This window comes from Aeromonas rivuli, from assembly GCF_020149575.1.
Classification (GTDB): domain Bacteria; phylum Pseudomonadota; class Gammaproteobacteria; order Enterobacterales; family Aeromonadaceae; genus Aeromonas; species Aeromonas rivuli.
This window is the reverse complement of the sequence record NZ_CP079742.1, coordinates 3,994,851-4,012,500: the sequence shown is the minus strand read 5'-3', so window position 1 is coordinate 4,012,500 and position 17,650 is coordinate 3,994,851. Positions and strand designations below refer to the sequence as shown.

14 protein-coding genes, 1 tRNA gene and 2 rRNA genes (1 of these 17 running past the window's edge) are annotated in these 17,650 nt (G+C 60.7%); 12 read left to right on the top strand and 5 right to left on the bottom strand.

What is annotated here, in order from left to right; translation table 11 throughout:
* The 3 genes from KYK33_RS18430 to KYK33_RS18420 all read left to right on the top strand — a co-directional run.
* Positions 1-1,164: ribosomal RNA gene (locus KYK33_RS18430) — 23S ribosomal RNA — on the top strand; it begins 1,726 nt to the left of the window's first position.
* A 125-nt stretch (positions 1,165-1,289) separates the two neighbouring features.
* Positions 1,290-1,404 (top strand): 5S ribosomal RNA (gene rrf / locus KYK33_RS18425).
* A 97-nt stretch (positions 1,405-1,501) separates the two neighbouring features.
* Positions 1,502-1,578, top strand: a tRNA-Asp gene (locus tag KYK33_RS18420).
* A 307-nt stretch (positions 1,579-1,885) separates the two neighbouring features.
* Here KYK33_RS18420 and KYK33_RS18415 read toward each other — a convergent pair.
* Positions 1,886-2,218, bottom strand: coding sequence for a cupin domain-containing protein (locus tag KYK33_RS18415; RefSeq protein ID WP_042044404.1), 333 nt, complete (start codon positions 2,216-2,218; stop codon positions 1,886-1,888).
* Between the two features lie 202 nt (positions 2,219-2,420).
* On the opposite strand from KYK33_RS18415, the gene KYK33_RS18410 reads away from it, so the two are divergent.
* The 4 genes from KYK33_RS18410 to dhaM all read left to right on the top strand — a co-directional run bounded on the left by KYK33_RS18410 (position 2,421) and on the right by dhaM (position 6,436).
* On the top strand, positions 2,421-3,779 hold the full coding sequence (locus tag KYK33_RS18410; protein WP_042044403.1) for an NCS2 family permease: 1,359 nt from the start codon (positions 2,421-2,423) through the stop codon (positions 3,777-3,779).
* Between the two features lie 229 nt (positions 3,780-4,008).
* Positions 4,009-5,079 (top strand): dihydroxyacetone kinase subunit DhaK, encoded by a 1,071-nt coding sequence (dhaK, locus tag KYK33_RS18405; protein ID WP_224431457.1) that lies wholly within the window; start codon positions 4,009-4,011, stop codon positions 5,077-5,079.
* 9 nt (positions 5,080-5,088) lie between these two features.
* Complete coding sequence (gene dhaL / locus KYK33_RS18400) at positions 5,089-5,718, top strand: dihydroxyacetone kinase subunit DhaL (RefSeq protein WP_224431456.1); 630 nt, start codon at positions 5,089-5,091, stop codon at positions 5,716-5,718.
* Between the two features lies 1 nt (position 5,719).
* Positions 5,720-6,436, top strand: a complete 717-nt coding sequence (gene dhaM / locus KYK33_RS18395; RefSeq protein WP_224431455.1) for a dihydroxyacetone kinase phosphoryl donor subunit DhaM — start codon at positions 5,720-5,722, stop codon at positions 6,434-6,436.
* Between the two features lie 95 nt (positions 6,437-6,531).
* Here dhaM and dhaR read toward each other — a convergent pair whose 3' ends face one another.
* Together dhaR and KYK33_RS18385 are read right to left on the bottom strand one after the other, a co-directional pair.
* The gene (dhaR, locus tag KYK33_RS18390) at positions 6,532-8,433 is read right to left on the bottom strand and encodes a dihydroxyacetone kinase operon transcriptional regulator DhaR (protein WP_224431454.1); all 1,902 of its coding nucleotides are present in this window, start codon (positions 8,431-8,433) and stop codon (positions 6,532-6,534) included.
* 247 nt (positions 8,434-8,680) lie between these two features.
* Positions 8,681-9,580 carry a LysR substrate-binding domain-containing protein gene (locus KYK33_RS18385; RefSeq protein WP_224431453.1) on the bottom strand — a complete coding sequence of 300 codons (900 nt, stop codon included), beginning with the start codon at positions 9,578-9,580 and terminating at the stop codon, positions 8,681-8,683.
* Positions 9,581-9,695: 115 nt separating this feature from the next.
* Here KYK33_RS18385 and KYK33_RS18380 point away from each other — a divergent pair, with 115 nt between their 5' ends.
* From KYK33_RS18380 to KYK33_RS18360, 5 genes are all read left to right on the top strand, one after another.
* Positions 9,696-10,772, top strand: coding sequence for an agmatine deiminase family protein (locus KYK33_RS18380; RefSeq protein WP_224431452.1), 1,077 nt, complete (start codon positions 9,696-9,698; stop codon positions 10,770-10,772).
* 7 nt (positions 10,773-10,779) lie between these two features.
* A complete protein-coding gene (locus KYK33_RS18375; RefSeq protein ID WP_224431451.1) occupies positions 10,780-11,892 on the top strand; it encodes an extracellular solute-binding protein in 1,113 nt (370 codons plus the stop codon).
* Between the two features lie 18 nt (positions 11,893-11,910).
* On the top strand, positions 11,911-13,035 hold the full coding sequence (locus KYK33_RS18370) for an agmatine deiminase family protein (protein WP_224431450.1): 1,125 nt from the start codon (positions 11,911-11,913) through the stop codon (positions 13,033-13,035).
* A gap of 414 nt (positions 13,036-13,449) precedes the next feature.
* Positions 13,450-14,334 (top strand): hypothetical protein, encoded by an 885-nt coding sequence (locus KYK33_RS18365; RefSeq protein WP_224431449.1) that lies wholly within the window; start codon positions 13,450-13,452, stop codon positions 14,332-14,334.
* The gene (locus KYK33_RS18360) at positions 14,318-14,731 is read left to right on the top strand and encodes a hypothetical protein (protein WP_131245261.1); all 414 of its coding nucleotides are present in this window, start codon (positions 14,318-14,320) and stop codon (positions 14,729-14,731) included. The genes KYK33_RS18365 and KYK33_RS18360 overlap by 17 nt, the downstream gene beginning before the upstream one ends.
* 320 nt (positions 14,732-15,051) lie before the next feature.
* Here the strand turns inward: KYK33_RS18360 and ydiK are convergent, their stop codons facing one another.
* Together ydiK and KYK33_RS18350 are read right to left on the bottom strand one after the other, a co-directional pair.
* A complete protein-coding gene (ydiK, locus tag KYK33_RS18355) occupies positions 15,052-16,143 on the bottom strand; it encodes an AI-2E family transporter YdiK (RefSeq protein ID WP_224431448.1) in 1,092 nt (363 codons plus the stop codon).
* Positions 16,133-17,521: a phosphatase PAP2 family protein gene (locus tag KYK33_RS18350; protein ID WP_224431447.1), complete on the bottom strand. Its 1,389-nt coding sequence runs from the start codon at positions 17,519-17,521 to the stop codon at positions 16,133-16,135. The genes ydiK and KYK33_RS18350 overlap by 11 nt, the downstream gene beginning before the upstream one ends.
* Positions 17,522-17,650 lie beyond the last annotated feature (129 nt).

Below are 17,650 nucleotides of genomic sequence, written 5' to 3'. Positions count from 1 at the left end.
AGTTGGGAGTCGCAGTGACCAGATGGCTGGGACTGTTTATCAAAAACACAGCACTCTGCAAACACGAAAGTGGACGTATAGGGTGTGACACCTGCCCGGTGCCGGAAGGTTAATTGATGGGGTTAGCGCAAGCGAAGCTCTTGATCGAAGCCCCGGTAAACGGCGGCCGTAACTATAACGGTCCTAAGGTAGCGAAATTCCTTGTCGGGTAAGTTCCGACCTGCACGAATGGTGTAACCATGGCCATGCTGTCTCCACCCGAGACTCAGTGAAATCGAATTCGCCGTGAAGATGCGGTGTACCCGCGGCTAGACGGAAAGACCCCGTGAACCTTTACTACAGCTTGGCACTGAACATTGAACCTACATGTGTAGGATAGGTGGGAGGCTTTGAAGCGATGACGCTAGTTGTCGTGGAGCCGTCCTTGAAATACCACCCTTGTATGTTTGATGTTCTAACGCAGGGCCCTGAATCGGGCTCGCGGACAGTGCCTGGTGGGTAGTTTGACTGGGGCGGTCTCCTCCCAAAGAGTAACGGAGGAGCACGAAGGTTGGCTAATCCTGGTCGGACATCAGGAGGTTAGTGCAATGGCATAAGCCAGCTTAACTGCGAGACGGACAGGTCGAGCAGGTACGAAAGTAGGTCATAGTGATCCGGTGGTTCTGAATGGAAGGGCCATCGCTCAACGGATAAAAGGTACTCCGGGGATAACAGGCTGATACCGCCCAAGAGTTCATATCGACGGCGGTGTTTGGCACCTCGATGTCGGCTCATCACATCCTGGGGCTGAAGTCGGTCCCAAGGGTATGGCTGTTCGCCATTTAAAGTGGTACGCGAGCTGGGTTCAGAACGTCGTGAGACAGTTCGGTCCCTATCTGCCGTGGGCGTTGGATGATTGAAGGGAGTTGCTCCTAGTACGAGAGGACCGGAGTGAACGAACCTCTGGTGTTCGGGTTGTCACGCCAGTGGCACTGCCCGGTAGCTAAGTTCGGAATCGATAACCGCTGAAAGCATCTAAGCGGGAAGCGAGCCCTGAGATGAGTCATCCCTGACCCCTTGAGGGTCCTAAAGGGCCGTTGGAGACCACAACGTTGATAGGTGGGGTGTGTAAGCGCGGCGACGTGTTGAGCTAACCCATACTAATTACCCGTGAGGCTTAACCATACAACACCCAAGAAGTGTTCTGAGACTTGTAGCAAGTGCGAGACTACTTACCTAATTCAGTGATAGCGACCAGGCAATAGCCAATCAGTCGTTACTCACGTCAGCTTTCCGGATGAAGTTTTTTGCCTGGCGGCCATAGCGCCGTGGACCCACCTGATCCCATGCCGAACTCAGAAGTGAAACGCGGTAGCGCCGATGGTAGTGTGGCATTCGCCATGCGAGAGTAGGACACTGCCAGGCTCCTAATTAGACGACATTGTACGCAGTACGATGTTGGCCGAGAGGATGACACCTCGCTGAAACGGCAGAAGATTTAGCAAAGCGCTAGCCAAATTGCGGAGCGGTAGTTCAGTTGGTTAGAATACCGGCCTGTCACGCCGGGGGTCGCGGGTTCGAGTCCCGTCCGCTCCGCCAATAAATAGAAAAGGCCTTCCCTCACGGGAAGGCCTTTTTGCTTTTGGATATTCGCGAACGGGAGTAAGGAAACAAGGTACCACAGACAGGGCTGCGACTTGCCACTGGCAACTCGGTCCCTGCCTGTGGCACCTTGTGCTTGAGCCGGACCGTGTCCGTCTCCCCGTCCGCTCCGCCACTAATTTGAAAGGCCTTCCCTCATGGGAAGGCCCTTATGCTATGCAAATTCAGCATCTGAGTCCAAGAAGCCCAATCTGTCGATTGGGCTTTTCTCGTTGTGCTTTGTCACAGCGGCGTGGAGATTCCTCTAGTAGTAGATGCAGAGCCAGACGGTGGTCTCGGTAGGATGAGTCCACTCCACCCTGTGCTGAAGGTGCGCCGGGATGTTGATGTAGTCCCCAGGTCCCAGATGGACGCGCTCCTGGGCCCCAGCTTCCGGTTCGAGAAAGAGCAAGATAGCTTCCCCCTGCACCACCAGTACCCATTCATGCTCATCCTGATCGAACCATTCACCGGGTGGGGTGTGCTGCCCCAGGGAGACAATGCGCTCGATACGGAAGTGATTGGTACTGACCAAGTCGCTGAACAGCTCTGTGGGCAAGGGAGAGGGAATGTGAGCAAGCAGGTTTCCTGTGTGCATGAGCCTGTCTCCGGCTGAAGTGGGTTCCCTCGAAGTGTAGAAGCTGGCGACACTCGGCGACTCGTCAAATGTGGCCCTCAATGAGACCTGCGATCGAAAAAATCGGGGAAATACGACCTTACACGCTGCAATTTCGCTAAATTCTTGCTATTTTGCGCGCCATCTACGCAAACGATTTCCTTCACACTTTTCAGGATGAGTTATGGCAACGCAAGAAATGACGGCCCGCACCGGCAAGAGCGGATTTCTCGACTCCTACTTCTCCATCTCCGAGCGCGGCAGCAGTGTACGCCAGGAGCTGTTGGCCGGGATGACCACCTTCCTCGCCATGGTGTACAGCGTCATAGTGGTGCCGAACATGCTGGGTGCCGCCGGTTTTGAGCAGGGCCCCGTCTTCGTGGCGACCTGCTTGATCGCCGCCTTCGGCTCCCTGCTGATGGGCCTGTGGGCCAAGCTGCCGATGGCCATAGGTTGCGCCATCTCCCTCACCGCCTTTACCGCCTTCAGTCTGGTTCTGGGTCAGGGACTGAGCATTCCGGTCGCGCTGGGCGCCATCTTCCTGATGGGTGTGCTGTTTACCCTGATCAGCGTCACCGGCGTGCGCCAGTGGATCCTGGATAACCTCCCCTCCGGCATCGCTCACGGCACCGGCATAGGTATAGGTCTGTTCCTGCTGCTGATCGCCACCAACGGCGTCGGCATGGTGATCAAGAACGAAGGGGCCGGTCTGCCGGTGCAACTCGGTGAAGTGACCTCCTTCCCTGTCATCATGACGGTGCTGGGTCTGGCCGCCATCTTCGGTCTGGAGCGTCGCAAGGTGCCGGGCGGCATCCTGATGGTGATCATCGCCATCTCCATCCTCGGCCTCATCTTCGACCCGAAAGTGACCTGGCAGGGCTTCTTCGCCATGCCGAGCCTGACCGGCGAGAAGGGCTCTCTGGTGGGCAGCATGGATCTGCTGGGCGCCCTCAATCCGGTGGTCATTCCGACCGTGCTAGCGCTGGTGATGACCGCCGTGTTTGACGCCACCGGCACCATACGTGCCGTGGCCGGTCAGGCGGGCCTCATCAACGAACGTGGCCACATCATCAGCGGCGGCAAGGCCCTGACTGCCGACTCCGTCAGCAGCATGGTCGCTGGCGTCGTGGGTGGTGCTCCGGCCGCCGTCTACATCGAATCCGCCGCAGGTACCGCAGCCGGCGGCAAAACAGGTCTGACCGCTGCACTGGTTGGCGTGCTCTTCCTGCTGATGATCTTCCTCTCCCCGCTGAGCTATCTGGTACCGGCCTACGCCACAGCACCGGCCCTGATGTACGTCGGTCTGCTGATGCTGGGCAACGTCACCAAGCTGGACTTCAGCGATTCGGTCGATGCTCTCGCCGGCATGCTGTGCGCCGTCTTTATCGTGCTGACCTGCAACATAGTCACCGGCATCATGCTGGGCTTCGTGGCGCTGGTCGTGGGTCGTCTGTTTGCTGCCGAGTGGAAGAAACTCAACGTCGGCACCGTCATCATCGCCGTGGCGCTGGTGATCTTCTATGCCGGTGGCTGGGCCATCTAAGGCTTCCGGTGATAGCGAAGGGCCCTGCGGGGCCCTTTTTCATGGTTGTGAGGCCGTTAACAGTTTCCCGCCCGTTTGCCCCGCGCCGTTTCAGGTTGAAACGCCAAGCCCCCTTCTGCTGTTTCAAATCCGAACCGAACAGGCCGTCATTTTTCTCCCGATATATCCCGTTAGACTGGCTTCATCAACCATCTGCCTACCCGTGCGGTGGCAAGCCAAGGAGTGAGCCATGAAGAAGCTGATCAATGCCGTCGATGCCGTGGTCCGTGAACAACTGATGGGGATGGCAGCCGCTCACCCCGAGCTCAAGGTACGTATCGAACCCCACTACATCACCCGCGCCGATGCCCCCGTGATGGGCAAGGTGGCGCTGGTCTCCGGCGGTGGCAGCGGCCACGAGCCGATGCACGGCGGTCTGGTGGGCAAGGGGATGCTGGATGGCGCCTGCCCCGGCGAGATTTTTACCTCGCCAACCCCGGATCAGATGTACGAGTGCGGTCAGGCCGTTGATGGCGGCGCGGGCGTGCTGTTCCTGGTGAAGAACTACACCGGCGACGTGCTCAACTTCGAAACCGCGGTCGAGCTGCTGCACGGTGACGGGGTCAAAGTCGGCTTCTCGCTGATCGATGACGATGTGGCGGTGAAAGACAGCCTCTATACCGCCGGTCGTCGTGGCGTTGCCACCACGGTGCTGTGCGAAAAACTGGTGGGGGCCGCTGCCGAGGCGGGCTATGACTTGACCCGTTGCGAAGCGCTGGCCCGTCGCATCAACAACCAGAGCCGCACCATAGGCGTTGCCATGCACGCCTGCACAGTGCCTGCCGCTGGCAAGCCCTCCTTCACCCTGGCGGACAACGAGATGGAGTTCGGCGTGGGTATCCACGGCGAACCGGGCATAGCGCGCCGCCCCTTCACCGACCTCAATACCCTGGTGGACGACATGTTCGAAGAGCTTGCTGACAACAGCCCCTATGGCCGTACCCTGCGCCACTGGGACAGAGCCTCCGGCAACTGGCAGGAAGAGCACAGCTTCATCGAGCCGCTGAATGCGGGCGATCGGGTCATCGCCCTGGTCAACAGCCTGGGAGGCACCCCTCTCTCCGAGTTGTACGGCGTCTATGGGCGTCTCGCCAGCCGCTGTGAAGAGGCGGGCATCCATCTGGTGCGCAACCTGATTGGCCCCTACTGTACCGCCCTCGACATGACCGGCATCTCCATCACCCTGCTCAAGATGGATGACGAGCTGATGAGCCTGTGGGATGCCCCCGTCAATACCCCCGCCCTGCGTCGCGGCTGCTAAGGAAAACCCATGTTAAGCAAGCATCAAATCGTCAACTGGCTGCTCGACTGCGAGCCTCTGTTTACCAATGCGAGGGAGCATCTCACCGCGCTGGATACCGACATCGGTGATGGCGACCACGGCCTCAACATACAGCGCGGCTTCGCCAAGGTGGCCGAGAAGCTGCCCGCGGTGGCGGACAAGGATATCGGCCAGGTATTGAAGACCACCGGCATGACATTGCTCTCCTCGGTCGGCGGCGCCAGCGGCCCCCTCTACGGCACCTTCTTCATCCGGGCGGCGGCCAGTACCGACGCCTGTCAGAGCCTCAGCCTCAGCCAGCTGTGCAAAATGCTGAGTGACGGGGTGGAGGGGATAGTCTCCCGCGGCCGTGCCGAGCCGGGGGACAAGACAATGTGCGATGCCTGGTGGCCGGCGCTGGCCGCCCTGCAACAGGCACAGCAGCAAGCGCTGTCGCTCAATGATGCGCTGGACAAGGCAGTCGCGGCTGCCGCCGCCGGCACCGAGGCCACCATACAGATGCAGGCCCGCAAGGGGCGCGCCAGCTATCTCGGCGAGCGCAGCATAGGCCATCAGGATGCCGGGGCCACCTCGACCCTGCTGCTGCTGACCGCCCTGCGTGACAGAGCGAGGTTGTAACATGATAGGCATCGTCGTTGTCTCTCACAGCGCCCAGCTTGCGGCCGGATTGAAAGCGCTGGCCGACCAGTTGGGTAGCCCAGCCAGATTGCTGCTGGCGGCCGGGGTCGATGATCCCGACCACCCCATAGGCACAGATGCCATCGCGGTGATGAGTGCGATCGAAGAAGCGGATGACGGCAGCGGCGTGCTGGTGCTGATGGATCTCGGCAGCGCTCTCTTGAGCGCCGAGACCGCCCTCGAGCTGTTGCCTGCCGAGTTGAGCGCCCGGGTGCGGCTCTGCCCCGCTCCGCTGGTCGAAGGCACCCTGGCCGCCGTGGTGGCGGCCGGTTCCGGCCTGACGCTGGATGAGGTGGCCGCCGAGGCGCTCGGCGCGCTGGGCCCGAAACAGGCGATGCTGCCCGCCAGCGCGGCGCAGGCCGCCACTGAGACGGCACCGGCAGCCGACGACGGCTGGCTGCGATGCGAGGTGGTGGTGGATAACCCCCACGGCCTGCATGTGCGCCCCGCCGCCCGACTGGTGGCCGCCCTCAAGCCCTTTGCCGCTGAACTCAAGCTGCAAAAGGGGGATAAAGAGGCCAACCCCCGCAGCCTGACCCGGCTCGCCATGCTCAATGTGCGTCAGGGCGACAGACTCACCCTGCTGGCGCGCGGGGAGGATGCCATCGCCGCATTGACCTGCTTCCAGCAGCTGGCAGCGGAACGCTTCGGCGACTGAGGCTCCCATAGCTTTATCAAGGCCCCGCCACCGCGGGGCCTTTTTTTGCTCTCTCTGCCGGTTGTTAGCGGGACGAATCGCGACCCGAGCCACCGTCAGCCGTGATAGTCGGCGGGATCCATGCCGAGCAGCTTCAGCCTCCGCCACAGGGTGGTGCGACTGATGCCCAGTTGCCGGGCCATCTGGCTCACCTGCCCCTTGCAGGCGTGGGCGCTGCGCAAGATGGCTCGGCGCTCCAACTCCGCCAACGTGAGCAGCGGTTGTCCAACCACCTCATTCGCCACCAGCTGATGGCCGTGACGAATGGCGGCGGGCAGCACCTCCGGCGGGATCTGCCCCTGACTGGCGTGGAGCAGCGCATGCTCGACCGCGCTGCGCAGTTCCCCCAGATTGCCGGGCCAGGGGTAGGCGAGCAGACAGTCGAGGGCCGCCGGGCTGAACTGGCGCACCGGCTCGCGCCCCTGTGCCCCTAGTTGCTGGCTGATAAGGCCCGGCAGATCGGCGGTGCGCTCCCGCAGCCCCGGCAGCCACAGCTCGCACGCTTGCAAGGCATAGAGCAGCTGGCGACCAAACTGCCCCTCCTGCACCCGTTGCTCCAGCGGGGCGCTACTGGTGGCGATGATCCGCACCTTGAGCGGCAGCACGCGGGCCGAATCGAAGCGCTGGATGCGGCCGGTCTTGAGCAGTTGCAGCAGCGCCGCCTGCATGGGAGCAGAGAGGCACTCCACCTGCTCCAGCACCAGGGTGCCGCCGTGGGCCAGCTCGAACTTGCCCGCCCGCTCCTGCCCCGCCTCGTCGGAGCCCATCAGCTCCAGCGCCATCCGCTCCCTCGGCAGCGCCTGACAGTTGAGAGTAATGAGGGGCCCGGCGGCCCGTTCGCTGCCAAAGTGGATGGCCTCCGCCAGCTGGGCCTTGCCCACCTCCTCTTCACCGCGCAGCAGGATCGGCCCCTGACTCTGGGCCGCCTGTCTGGCGTGGCGCAGCAGTTTGCGCATGGCGCTCGATTCCCCCACCAGCGCCGACAGCTCGGGCACCGTCTGGCGCAGCTGGTGGATGGCCCGCAGCCGGTCAACCGGGTGAAGCAGGGCGATAAAGCTGACTCCCTCAGGCCCCGGCAGCGGCTTGAGGCTTATCAGCGCATTGATGAACTCCCCGGAGTGCACCCCGAGCCGCTCCAGGGTCACCTCCACATGACTGAGCGGCGTCTGCCCCTTGATGGCCAGCTGCAATCGCTGGGGCAGCAGCAGGTGCTGCTCCAGGGGCTGACCGAGGCAGAGCGCCGGATCTAGCCGCAGTCGGTCGGCCGCCAGCGCGTTGAGGTAGCGCAGCCTGCCTTGCGGATCCCAGGCCAGCACGCCGTCATCCATGCCGTCCAGCAAAGCGTAAAGCTCGCTCAGATGGTGCTGGGACTCCTGCATCAGGCGCTCCATCTGCAGCAGGTGGGCCAGCTCGCGACCGGCGCTGACGGTGAGCGCCAGATCCCCGACCGTTGCCTCCTCCACCCGGCAGACCAGGGCCATGATGGCGACCTGGCGGCCGTTGCTGTTGTAGACCGGGCTGGCGCAGCTGTGCCAGGGGTGCAGGGTCTGGTTGAAGTGCTGGAGGCCGCTGACGCAGAGCGGCACTCCCTCCAGCGCCGCCAGATTGATGGCATTGGTGCCGATGCGCCCCTCGCTAAAAAAAGCACCGGGGCCAAACCCCAGCGCAGCCAGCTCGCGCAGGGTGTCGGGATGGCCGGTGCGGGCCAGCAGGCAGCCGCTCTCGTCGGTGAGCAGCAGGGCGCAGGGGCGCCCCTCCATGAATTCGTAGAGATCCTCGAGGGCCATCTCGCCTGTGGTGAGCAAGTCCCGCTTGCGCTGGCGCAGGCTCTGCAAGGTCTGCCCCTTGGCGCTGTGGGGCGGGTGCCAGAGGGTGGCGCTGGTCTGGTGGGCGCAGCGCAGCCAGGAGGCCAGCAGATAGTCAGGGCAGGGCTGGGGTGGCAGACGGTCAGATGGCATTGTCACTGCCCTATCCGGCAAGCGCGCAGCCAGAGGGCATATAGATGTTCTGGCCAGGGCTGGGGTGGAAAACGGTCAGATAGCATTGTCACTGTCCTGTCCGGCAAGAGTGCAGCCAGAGGGCATACCCATAGTCAGACAAGGGCTGGGGTGGCAGACGGTCAGAAGGCAGGGTCACATGCAATATCCGGCATAGAGAGAGGCCGACCATTTAACCATGCCCGTCCGCCAGATTCAGTGACCTGCCTCAGAGGGCGGCAATGGCATCCTCATTCCCGCCTGACGCCCCCTCGGCAAATTGTTGGCCGAGCCAGTGGCAGAAGGCGCGGCACTCCGGCATCCCTTCGCTCTCCTGGTGGATAAGCAGGCTCCACTGGGGCCCCTTGACCCTGCAAGCGGAGAGCGGCAGCAACTGCCCCTGCTCCCTGGCCGGTTGGGAGAGCCGTTCGCTCACCAGCGCCACCCCGAGCCCGGCGCTTGCCGCCTCCAGCAGCAGGCCGGGATCGGAGAAGTTGAGCCCTCGGGTCTGCAGTTGCAGATCCTCCCCCCCTTTGAGCGTCCAGTGGTGCCAGTCCAGCTCTCGCTCCCCATGGAGGGTAGTGCGCTGTGCCGCCGGTTGAGCCAGCACCGTAGGCGCGGCCACCGGCAGCAACCTGTCCGCCAGCAGCGGCTGATGGCGACACTCGGCCTGCGGCGCGAGATCCCAGCGCAGGGCGAGATCTATGGTCTGTTCGGCCAGATCGGGCACCTCGTCGCTGGTGAACAGCCAGAGATCGATGTCGGGGTGCTGGCGATGAAACGCCCCCAGTCGGGGCAGCAGCCAGTGGCGGGCGATGGCGGTGCTGGTGTTGAGCACCAGCTGGTTCGGCTTGCGGTACTGCTCGAGGCGCTGGATCCCCACTGCCAGTTGCAGCAGCACGCTCTGGGTGGTCTCCAGCAGATCCTGTCCCGCATCGGTCAGGGCGACCGAGCGCCCCTGCCGGTGAAACAGCGGTTGGCCGAGCAGCTCCTCCAGGGAGCGGATCTGCTGGCTGATGGCGGACTGGGTGAGGTGCAGCTCCTGGGCCGCCTGATGAAAACTGCCGAGGCGAGCCGCCGCCTCAAAGCCCCGCAGCACGTTGAGCGGGGGCCAGTGTTTGAACATCATTGATTAGCTCCACTTATCACTTGTACTGAAAATCGATCGTTTGTTCGCCGTGTTATGTGGGAATAGTCTATTCCCATCGTCAGCAACCTTAATAGTACCTAATCAGAGAGGGAATATGCGGGAACAGGGAATAGTGGCAAAGGGCTGGTTCATGCCCGCCGAATGGTGCCAGCACGCCGCGACCTGGATGGTCTGGCCCCATAACAAGGCGCTGTGGGAATCCGGCTGGGGCGTCACCCTGGCCGAGGTACAGCAGGACTTCGCCCGGGTGGTCAACGCCATCGTCCGGTTCGAGCCGGTCAGGCTGGTGGTCGACCCTTCCGCGCTGGCCGAGGCACGCGCGCTCTGTGACCAGAGTGTGACTCTGATCCCCATTGCAGTGGATGACAGCTGGTGCCGCGACTCCGGCCCCACCTTCATCTGCCACCCCGAACTGGGTAGCGCCGGGGTAAGCTGGCGCTTCAACGCCTGGGGCGGCAAGTCGGTCCATCAGCTGGACGAAGGGCTGGCCCGCCGCATCCTCAACAGCCTGGAGCTGGAGTGTATCGGCAGCTTTCTGGCCAACGAGGGGGGCGCCATCCATGTGGACGGCGAAGGCACCCTGATCACCACTGAATCCGTGCTGCTCAACAGCAACCGCAACCCGGGCATCAGCAAGGGTGAGATCGAGCAGATCTTCGGTCGCTTGCTCGGTATCGAGAAGACCATCTGGCTGCCGGGGGATCCCGACCACGTCACCGGCGACATGACCGATGGCCATGTGGACGGGGTCTGCGCCTTCAGTCGCCCCGGCCAGCTGCTGGTGGATGCGACCCGGGATGCCGCCTCGACCTACGGCCTTGTGGTGCGGGAGAATCGCCGCGCCCTGGCCCTGGCCACGGATGCCAGGGGGCGCGCCTTCGAGCTGCAGGATCTGTACGATGCGAGCGAGGCCATAGACAGGGAGGCCGAGGTGTTTTGCGCCTCCTACACCAACTTCTACCTCGCCAACGGCGCCGTCATCATGCCCGCCTACGGGGTGGCGAGCGACCGTGAGGCGGCGGCTGTGCTGCAAGGCGCCTTCCCGCACAGGGCTGTGGTGCCGGTCTCGATCAACCGGCTGGCACACGGCGGCGGCGGCATCCACTGCATCACCCAACAGCAGCCCGCCTGGCCGCTGCGGGGCTGGCGGCGGCCAATCACAGGGGAGTAACCACATCATGATCAGGAAGACACTCGGGTGGATGGGCTGCCTGGCCCTGCTGCTGAGTCTTGCGGCCGAGGCCGGGGAGGCCGATGCAGCAACAGGGGAGGAGAAGGTGCTGCGGCTCTACAACTGGGCCGACTACTTCGCCCCCGATACCCTCAGCGCCTTTACCAGAGAGACAGGGATCCGGGTCATCTATGACGTCATGGACAGCAGCGAGACCCTGGAGGCCAAGCTGATGGCCGGTCGCAGCGGTTATGACCTCATCTTTCCCGGCGATACGGTGGCGGAGCGGCTGATGCGGGCGGGCAGCCTGCAACCGCTCGACAAAAGCAGGCTGCAGCATTTGGCTGATATCGAGCCCGGTTTGCGGCGGCTGCAGCAGGCCTATCCCCATTCACGGGATGCGGTGGTGCCCTACACCTGGGGCACCATAGGGCTCACCTATAACGCAGCCATGATCCGGCAGCGGATGGCGGATGCCCCGGTGGGCAGTCTCGACCTGCTGTTCAAGCCAGAACTGGCGGCAAAATTTGCCGACTGCGGCATCTCCATCATCGACTCCCCCGACGAGGTGCTGGCTGTGGTGCTGCACTATCTGGGGCGGGATCCCCACAGCGGCAAGGCCGAGGATCTGGATGCCGCGCTGGCGCTGCTCAAGGGGCTCAAACCCTATGTGCGCAAATTTCAGTCCCAGCCGGTGACCCAGCTGGTGAATGGTGACATCTGCCTGTCGCTGGGCTACAGCGGCGACATGACCCAGGCCAGACGGGCCGTCGTCGAGGCGGGCAAGCGCAGCGACTTTGAATACCGGCTGCCGAAGGAGGGGAGCACCGTTTGGATGGATACCATGGCGATCCCGGTGGATGCACCCCATCCTGAGTATGCCTATGCCTTTATCAATTTCGTGATGCGCCCGGCCAACATGGCCGCTATCACCAACAGCACCGGTTATCCAACCGCCAGTGCCAAGGCAAGATCCATGGTGGATGCCACCATGACAGCCAACCCGGATATTTATCTGGATGAGGCCAGCTACGGGCGACTCATTCCAGGCCAGGACATTGCACAATCCCAGATGCGAGCCCGGATGCGAGCCTGGACTCGTTTCAAGAGCAGCCTCTGAATCTGAAGGAGTAAAGAGATGCCATCCCGACGCCAAGTATTGAAACAGCTGGTTGCCATAGGGGCGCTGGCCGGACTGACTGGCCTGCCACGGGCCCAGGCTGCCGCCACCGGGGCCTCGTCGGTCAGCGCCGCCGGTCACTACCAGATGCCGGACGAGGCTGCAGCCCAGACTCGGGTCTGGGTCGCCTTCGGTGCCAATCGCGAGATCTGGGGCCGTAACTACCAGGATGTGCAGGCCACCATAGGCCGGCTGGTCAAGGCCATGACCCCCCATACCGAGGTGAACGTGCTCTGCCATGGGGAGGAAGAGGGTCTGGCCCGTCAGCTCTGTGGCGAGCACAACACCCACTTCATCCCAGCCGAGCTGGATGACATCTGGCTGCGGGATACCGGCGGTGTCTTCGTGCAGGACGAGCAGGGGGAGCTCGCGCTGGTGGACTTCAACTTCAACGGTTGGGGTGACAAACAGGAGCATGACTATGATGCCAGGGTCGCCTCCCTGGTGAGTCGGCAGGCGGATGCCCACTATCTGCAGAGCAAGCTGATTGGCGAAGGCGGGGGCATAGAGGTGGATGGCAACGGCACCGCCATCATGACCGAGAGCAGCTGGCTCAACAGCAACCGCAACCCGGGCCTGACCAAGACGCAGCTGGAGGCAGAGCTGAAAACCAACCTGGGGCTGCGCAAGATCATCTGGCTGCCGGGCATCAAGGGCAAGGATATCACCGATGCCCACGTCGACTTCTACGCCCGCTTCGTGCGCCCCGGGGTGGTGGTGATCAACATGGACAACGATCCTGATTCCTACGACTACAAGGTGACCCGCCAGCATCTGGCCATCTTGCAGCAGGCGACGGACGCCGATGGCAACAAGCTGGAACTGCATCAGCTGCCGCCCCCGCTCGGTGGGCGGGACAATAAATTCAGCCGTAGCCCGGACTTTGCCGCCGGTTACATCAACTACCTGCCCATCAACGGCGCCGTCATAGTCCCCGAGTTCGGCGACAAGGCGGCCGACCGCTATTGCCAGGATCTGCTGGCCCGCCTCTACCCGGGGCGCAAGGTGGTGGCCGTCAACATAGACCCGGTGGCGGCGGGGGGCGGCGGCATTCACTGCATCACCCTCCACCAACCCGCCTGACCCTCATCGACACACTGATAACCCGGGGCGTTGCCACGCCCCGGGTTATTGCTCCACGCCCATTTCCGTTGACCACTAGCCCCTGACTCACCGCAGCCCTGTATCTTGGCCACTACGCCATATGGGGTGTCACCTCGATCACACTCCCGAATTATTCAAGAAGTTGAGACGGGATGGTGCTTTCCATTGCCGCGCCTTAAGTGTATTTTTGCCAGATGGCCAAAAATAGAGCCAAAAGAGGATGCTGAGTGAATAGACTCAGCGGTTGACCGGTAATATCATGATTTAAAATGAGTTTTCGTAGCAGTTATGAGCGTAGTTTGGGGTTGTATGGCGGTTATAAGATTATTCTTACCGACTTCCATCTAATCACTGTTATAACTACTTCTTTATTACATCGTGAGGAGAATAAGGTTGTACGAAAGTTCGTTTGAAATCCGGCTTGATTATAAGCCCTCCACAGGTAAGCCGGAGCGAGTATTTCTAGCGATGGCAGCCTACGTTACTGCGTTTGAAAAACTAACGTTTACAGTTGGTAAATCAATAGATGCCGACCTTAATTTTACTTATGAGCTTGCTGGCATTCAAATAAGTTCACTTAAAAGCATTATCAAATGTACTTCTGGTTTTGAAAAGGTTGCCAATGCTTTGGCTTCTATACCTAGATATATTGCCAATTCAATGGTTGACCTAGACAGTGTAGATAGCGAGGAACTTATTGGTAATGTAGTAGAAGGTGTTGAGAATGAGATTATAGCTCTTGGCGCTGTAGAATTCCCTAATCAGGTTAATATTGATCGTTATCAGTATGCCAAGGATATAAAAAACCTTTGCAAGGCTGCAGAGTTACTTGCTGATGGGGAAACAGTCGATATTCGTACACCTAAGGATAATAACGTTACATATCTAAATACGAAAGTTAGGTTTGAAAAGGACGTTGATGAATTATTCGGTACAGATAGCATTGAAGTAAAAAAAATTGAAACCTTACTAGTCAAAAAACCCGTATTTTTAGGTGATTCTCAGTGGGATTTCAAAAGTGTAGAAAGAAATCTTTCATTTTCAGCTCCCATTGAGCACAAGGAATGGTTGGAGCGCTATCAAAGTTGCAACATGGGACACTTAGACCCAGGAGATGCATTGATTGCTTATGTTGGCTACCAAGCGATTAGATTAAAAGGCTCAAAAACATATATTAATAAATTGCACCGAGTCTTACATGTTGAGCGAGTCGTAAAAGGAAAAGAGCTGCAAATTCGTATTGAAGAAGCGGAGAAGTCTCGTGAAGACAGCAAATAGTAATGTTCTTGCTTTAATTGCTGACTACATCTTCGTAATACTACCTTTTGTCATAATTCTGATTGTGCGAAGTGCACAAGGTGCTAATGGATCTTTTTATATGCTACCCGATTGGGGTATTGCAGCAACTATCGTATATGGACAGTTAATCGTTAAGCTTGCTACAGCATTAGCTAAAACTAATAAGCCAAAGAAAACTTCAGCGGTTAACTTTTATTTAACTGTACTCATTGCATTTGGTTTAGTAGTAAATGTGGTCATAAATATTTTAATGCTAGTTATTCCCAACGAAGTATTAGGAAAAACTCAAATAATACTGTTTGGGCTGGCTACTGCTTGTCACTTTGTAATCGGATCGGCTGTAAATTATATTGAGTCTGCAACAGAGAAAGCATAGCCCGTGGGTTCGATTAGCCGTAAGGCGTAATCGGACGTTCGCGTAAATCAATTCCCCCCGCGATAACGGCCACCCGTATTTCCCCTCTGACAGGTGCCGCTGACTCACGGATAAAACCGGGACAGCGGCATCTCGTTCGTCCGATTACGCTTCGCTAATCGAACCTACATGGGACGCTAATATGCGGTGAATGCAGGTTGGCGCGGATCAGCTAGCCTGACACGATCGCCATAATCCAATCACCACAAATAACAGAGCCGCCATTATGGGCGGCTCTTTGCATCAGCAGTTTATGGCTGAATCGTCTTGTTACCGAACCCTCACTCGGCCTTGGGAGGCGCCGCGATGGCGGCCGCCTCTGGCTGCAGATCACCTTCCTTGATCCAGGCATCGAGCAGGGTGTAGCCCACCGCCAGCACCACTGGGCCGATGAACAGGCCGATGATCCCCATCGCCAGCAGGCCGCCGATGACGCCAACCAGGATCAGGATCAGGGGCAGATCCGCGCCGCGCTTGATGAGGAAGGGGCGCAGGAAGTTGTCCATGGTGCCCGCCAGCAGCGACCAGACCAGCAGGAAGGTGCCCCAGGTAGTATCGCCGCTCCAGTAGAGGTAACCGACGCTGGCCAGCAGCACCGGGAAGGGGCCGATCTGGGCGACGATCAGCAGGAACATCAACACCACCAGGATCATGACGTAGGGAATGCCGGCAATCAGCAGGCCTATCCCGGCCACCGAGGATTGTACCAGGGCGGTCACCACCACCCCCATGGCCACGGCGCGGATGGCCTGGGAGGCCAGCACAGTGGCGTTGTCTCCCCGCTCACCGGCCAGCCTGTGGGCGAAGCGACGGATGCCGACAGCGACAGTTTCCCCCGAGTGATAGAGCAGGCCGCAGATCCCCACGGTCAGCAGGAAGTGGACGAACAAGAGCCCCAGGTTACCGGCTTGGGAGGCGAGCCAGCGGGCGGTCTGGCCGAAATAGGGTGCCAATTTGGCGAACAGTACCTGACCACCGCTGGCCAGGATCTGCTGCCACAGCTCAAAGAGTTTGTCCCCTGCCAGCGGTATCTGCTGGAGCCAGAGCAGCTCGGGGGGCGGGGATTTGCTGATGGTGGTGGCCAGATCGATCAGCATGGGGGCCTTCTCCGCCACATTGGCCAGGGTCATGAACAGCGGGATCACGAAGATCAGCAGCAGTATCAGGGTCATGACGAAGGCCGCCAGAGTCCGTTTTCCCCACAGCAGGCGCTGCATCATCAGCATCAGCGGCCAGGTGGCTATGGTGATCATGGTGGCCCACACCAAGGCAGGCAGGAAGGGGCGTAGCACCAGGAAGCAGGACGCGATCAAGATGCTGAGAAACAAGACTCCTAGGGTGAGCTTGGCCAGATCCGGTTTCTTAATAATCATTGTATTCCTTGCGTGGGGTTGCACCCCGATTGTGGTCGTCGGTCAGGGAGATCAGCCACCAGAGGCCCGAGCTCAACCAGAGTCCCAAGAGTCCATAGAGTATCCCTTGTCCGGTCAGGATCAACAGGGAACTGGTGATCAACAGTGGCAAGCTTGCGCTGAGTAGTCCCAGCAGCAGGCAACCCGCCAGGGCGACAAAGCCGGTCAGCCAGGGGCGGCGCCTGCTCCGTTCGACCCCGTATCGACTGCCGAGCAGCAGTGTCAGGCTGAGAATGCCGATGGCGGCGAGGGCGGGGGATTGCAGCACGGCAGCGGCGACACCGGCCAGGCTGGCGAGTAGCAGCCAGGGGAGCTGGCGCGAGGCAAGGGGCTGCAACCAGGGGAACAACAGCAGCAGGCCGAGGCCAAGCAGCATGCCGGCCACCACGTCCGAGATAAAATGCACTCCGAGCCAGACGCGGGCAAGGCCGGTGGCGCTTGCCAGCAGCAGGGCCAGGCATATCGCCAGCCAGCGCCGTCCCGGCCAGGCCCAGCCTAGCAGCAGGCCCCAGCCGAGCATGGCCGTGGCCGAGTGGCCGCTCGGCATGCCAAAACCGGACACGGCGCGCAGGGCGAGTTCGGGCTGGAAGTTGAAGGGGCGTGGCCAGCCGATGCCCATCTTGGTGAGTTGCACCAGCAGACTCAGCCACAGCATGACAAACAGCAACTGCAGGGCTCTGTGCCAGCCGAGCAGGGGCAGCAGCAGAGGCACCAGTAACAGCATGAAGGGCGCAGATCCGGCGAGGTTGGCGAGCTGGAGCCAGAGGTTGTGTGGGCCAAGCAGCGCTTGCAGCTGGCGGATCAGCGGCAGTTCCTGACGGTGCAGCGCATTGGCCTCGGCACTGAAATCGGTTCGCCAACTCACCTCGCTATCAGGGATCCGGGGGAGTTGCGGGATCAACCAGTCGAGCTGGGCCGGAAAGCGCCTCAGTTCATGGGGCAGGGCACTGGGGGGGATCAGCAGGGCGCTGAGCACCTCCCCATCCCGATTGGGGGCATGCAGCAGGGAGACGGCCCCCGAACCTTGCTGCGCCACTATGGGGGTCAGGGTCTGGCAGGCAAAGATGTCTGCCGATTGCCAGCGACCAAGGGGGGCGATGATGCGCCCCGCCAGGCCTGTCTCCTCGAACAGCTCGCGCAGGGCCGCCTGAGGCGGCGTCTCGCCGGGATCGATATAGCCGCCCGTCAGGCTGTAGCGGGACGAGACTCTGTCTTGCACCAGCAGCACCCTCTCCTGCTGTTTGATGACGCACACGGCTCCCCGTGCTTTGGATTGGGCGGCCCAAAGGGGCGTCGCGAGCATGAGGGCGAGCAGCAGGCAACAAGGGTATCTGAGCATGGGAGTCCGTTTCCAGGGGCGGTATGAGAAGCGTCACAGAAATCAGTGGCTTGGGCAACGACTTCCGTTGCGAAACAGGCCTGGGATCCTTGGGGTTTCTCCCGCCGAGATTGCTCTGGGGCGCGGCTG

Excerpts from the sequence above, each read along its gene's own strand:
- dhaL (WP_224431456.1), top strand. The coding sequence starts at position 5,089 with ATGTTAAGCAAGCATCAAATCGTCAACTGGCTGCTCGACTGCGAGCCT.
- KYK33_RS18350 (WP_224431447.1), bottom strand. The coding sequence starts at position 17,521 with ATGCTCAGATACCCTTGTTGCCTGCTGCTCGCCCTCATGCTCGCGACG.
- KYK33_RS18380 (WP_224431452.1), top strand. The coding sequence starts at position 9,696 with ATGCGGGAACAGGGAATAGTGGCAAAGGGCTGGTTCATGCCCGCCGAA.
- dhaR (WP_224431454.1), bottom strand. The coding sequence starts at position 8,433 with ATGCCATCTGACCGTCTGCCACCCCAGCCCTGCCCTGACTATCTGCTG.
- KYK33_RS18375 (WP_224431451.1), top strand. The coding sequence starts at position 10,780 with ATGATCAGGAAGACACTCGGGTGGATGGGCTGCCTGGCCCTGCTGCTG.
- KYK33_RS18415 (WP_042044404.1), bottom strand. The coding sequence starts at position 2,218 with ATGCACACAGGAAACCTGCTTGCTCACATTCCCTCTCCCTTGCCCACA.
- dhaK (WP_224431457.1), top strand. The coding sequence starts at position 4,009 with ATGAAGAAGCTGATCAATGCCGTCGATGCCGTGGTCCGTGAACAACTG.
- KYK33_RS18410 (WP_042044403.1), top strand. The coding sequence starts at position 2,421 with ATGGCAACGCAAGAAATGACGGCCCGCACCGGCAAGAGCGGATTTCTC.
- KYK33_RS18385 (WP_224431453.1), bottom strand. The coding sequence starts at position 9,580 with ATGATGTTCAAACACTGGCCCCCGCTCAACGTGCTGCGGGGCTTTGAG.
- KYK33_RS18370 (WP_224431450.1), top strand. The coding sequence starts at position 11,911 with ATGCCATCCCGACGCCAAGTATTGAAACAGCTGGTTGCCATAGGGGCG.
- ydiK (WP_224431448.1), bottom strand. The coding sequence starts at position 16,143 with ATGATTATTAAGAAACCGGATCTGGCCAAGCTCACCCTAGGAGTCTTG.
- dhaM (WP_224431455.1), top strand. The coding sequence starts at position 5,720 with ATGATAGGCATCGTCGTTGTCTCTCACAGCGCCCAGCTTGCGGCCGGA.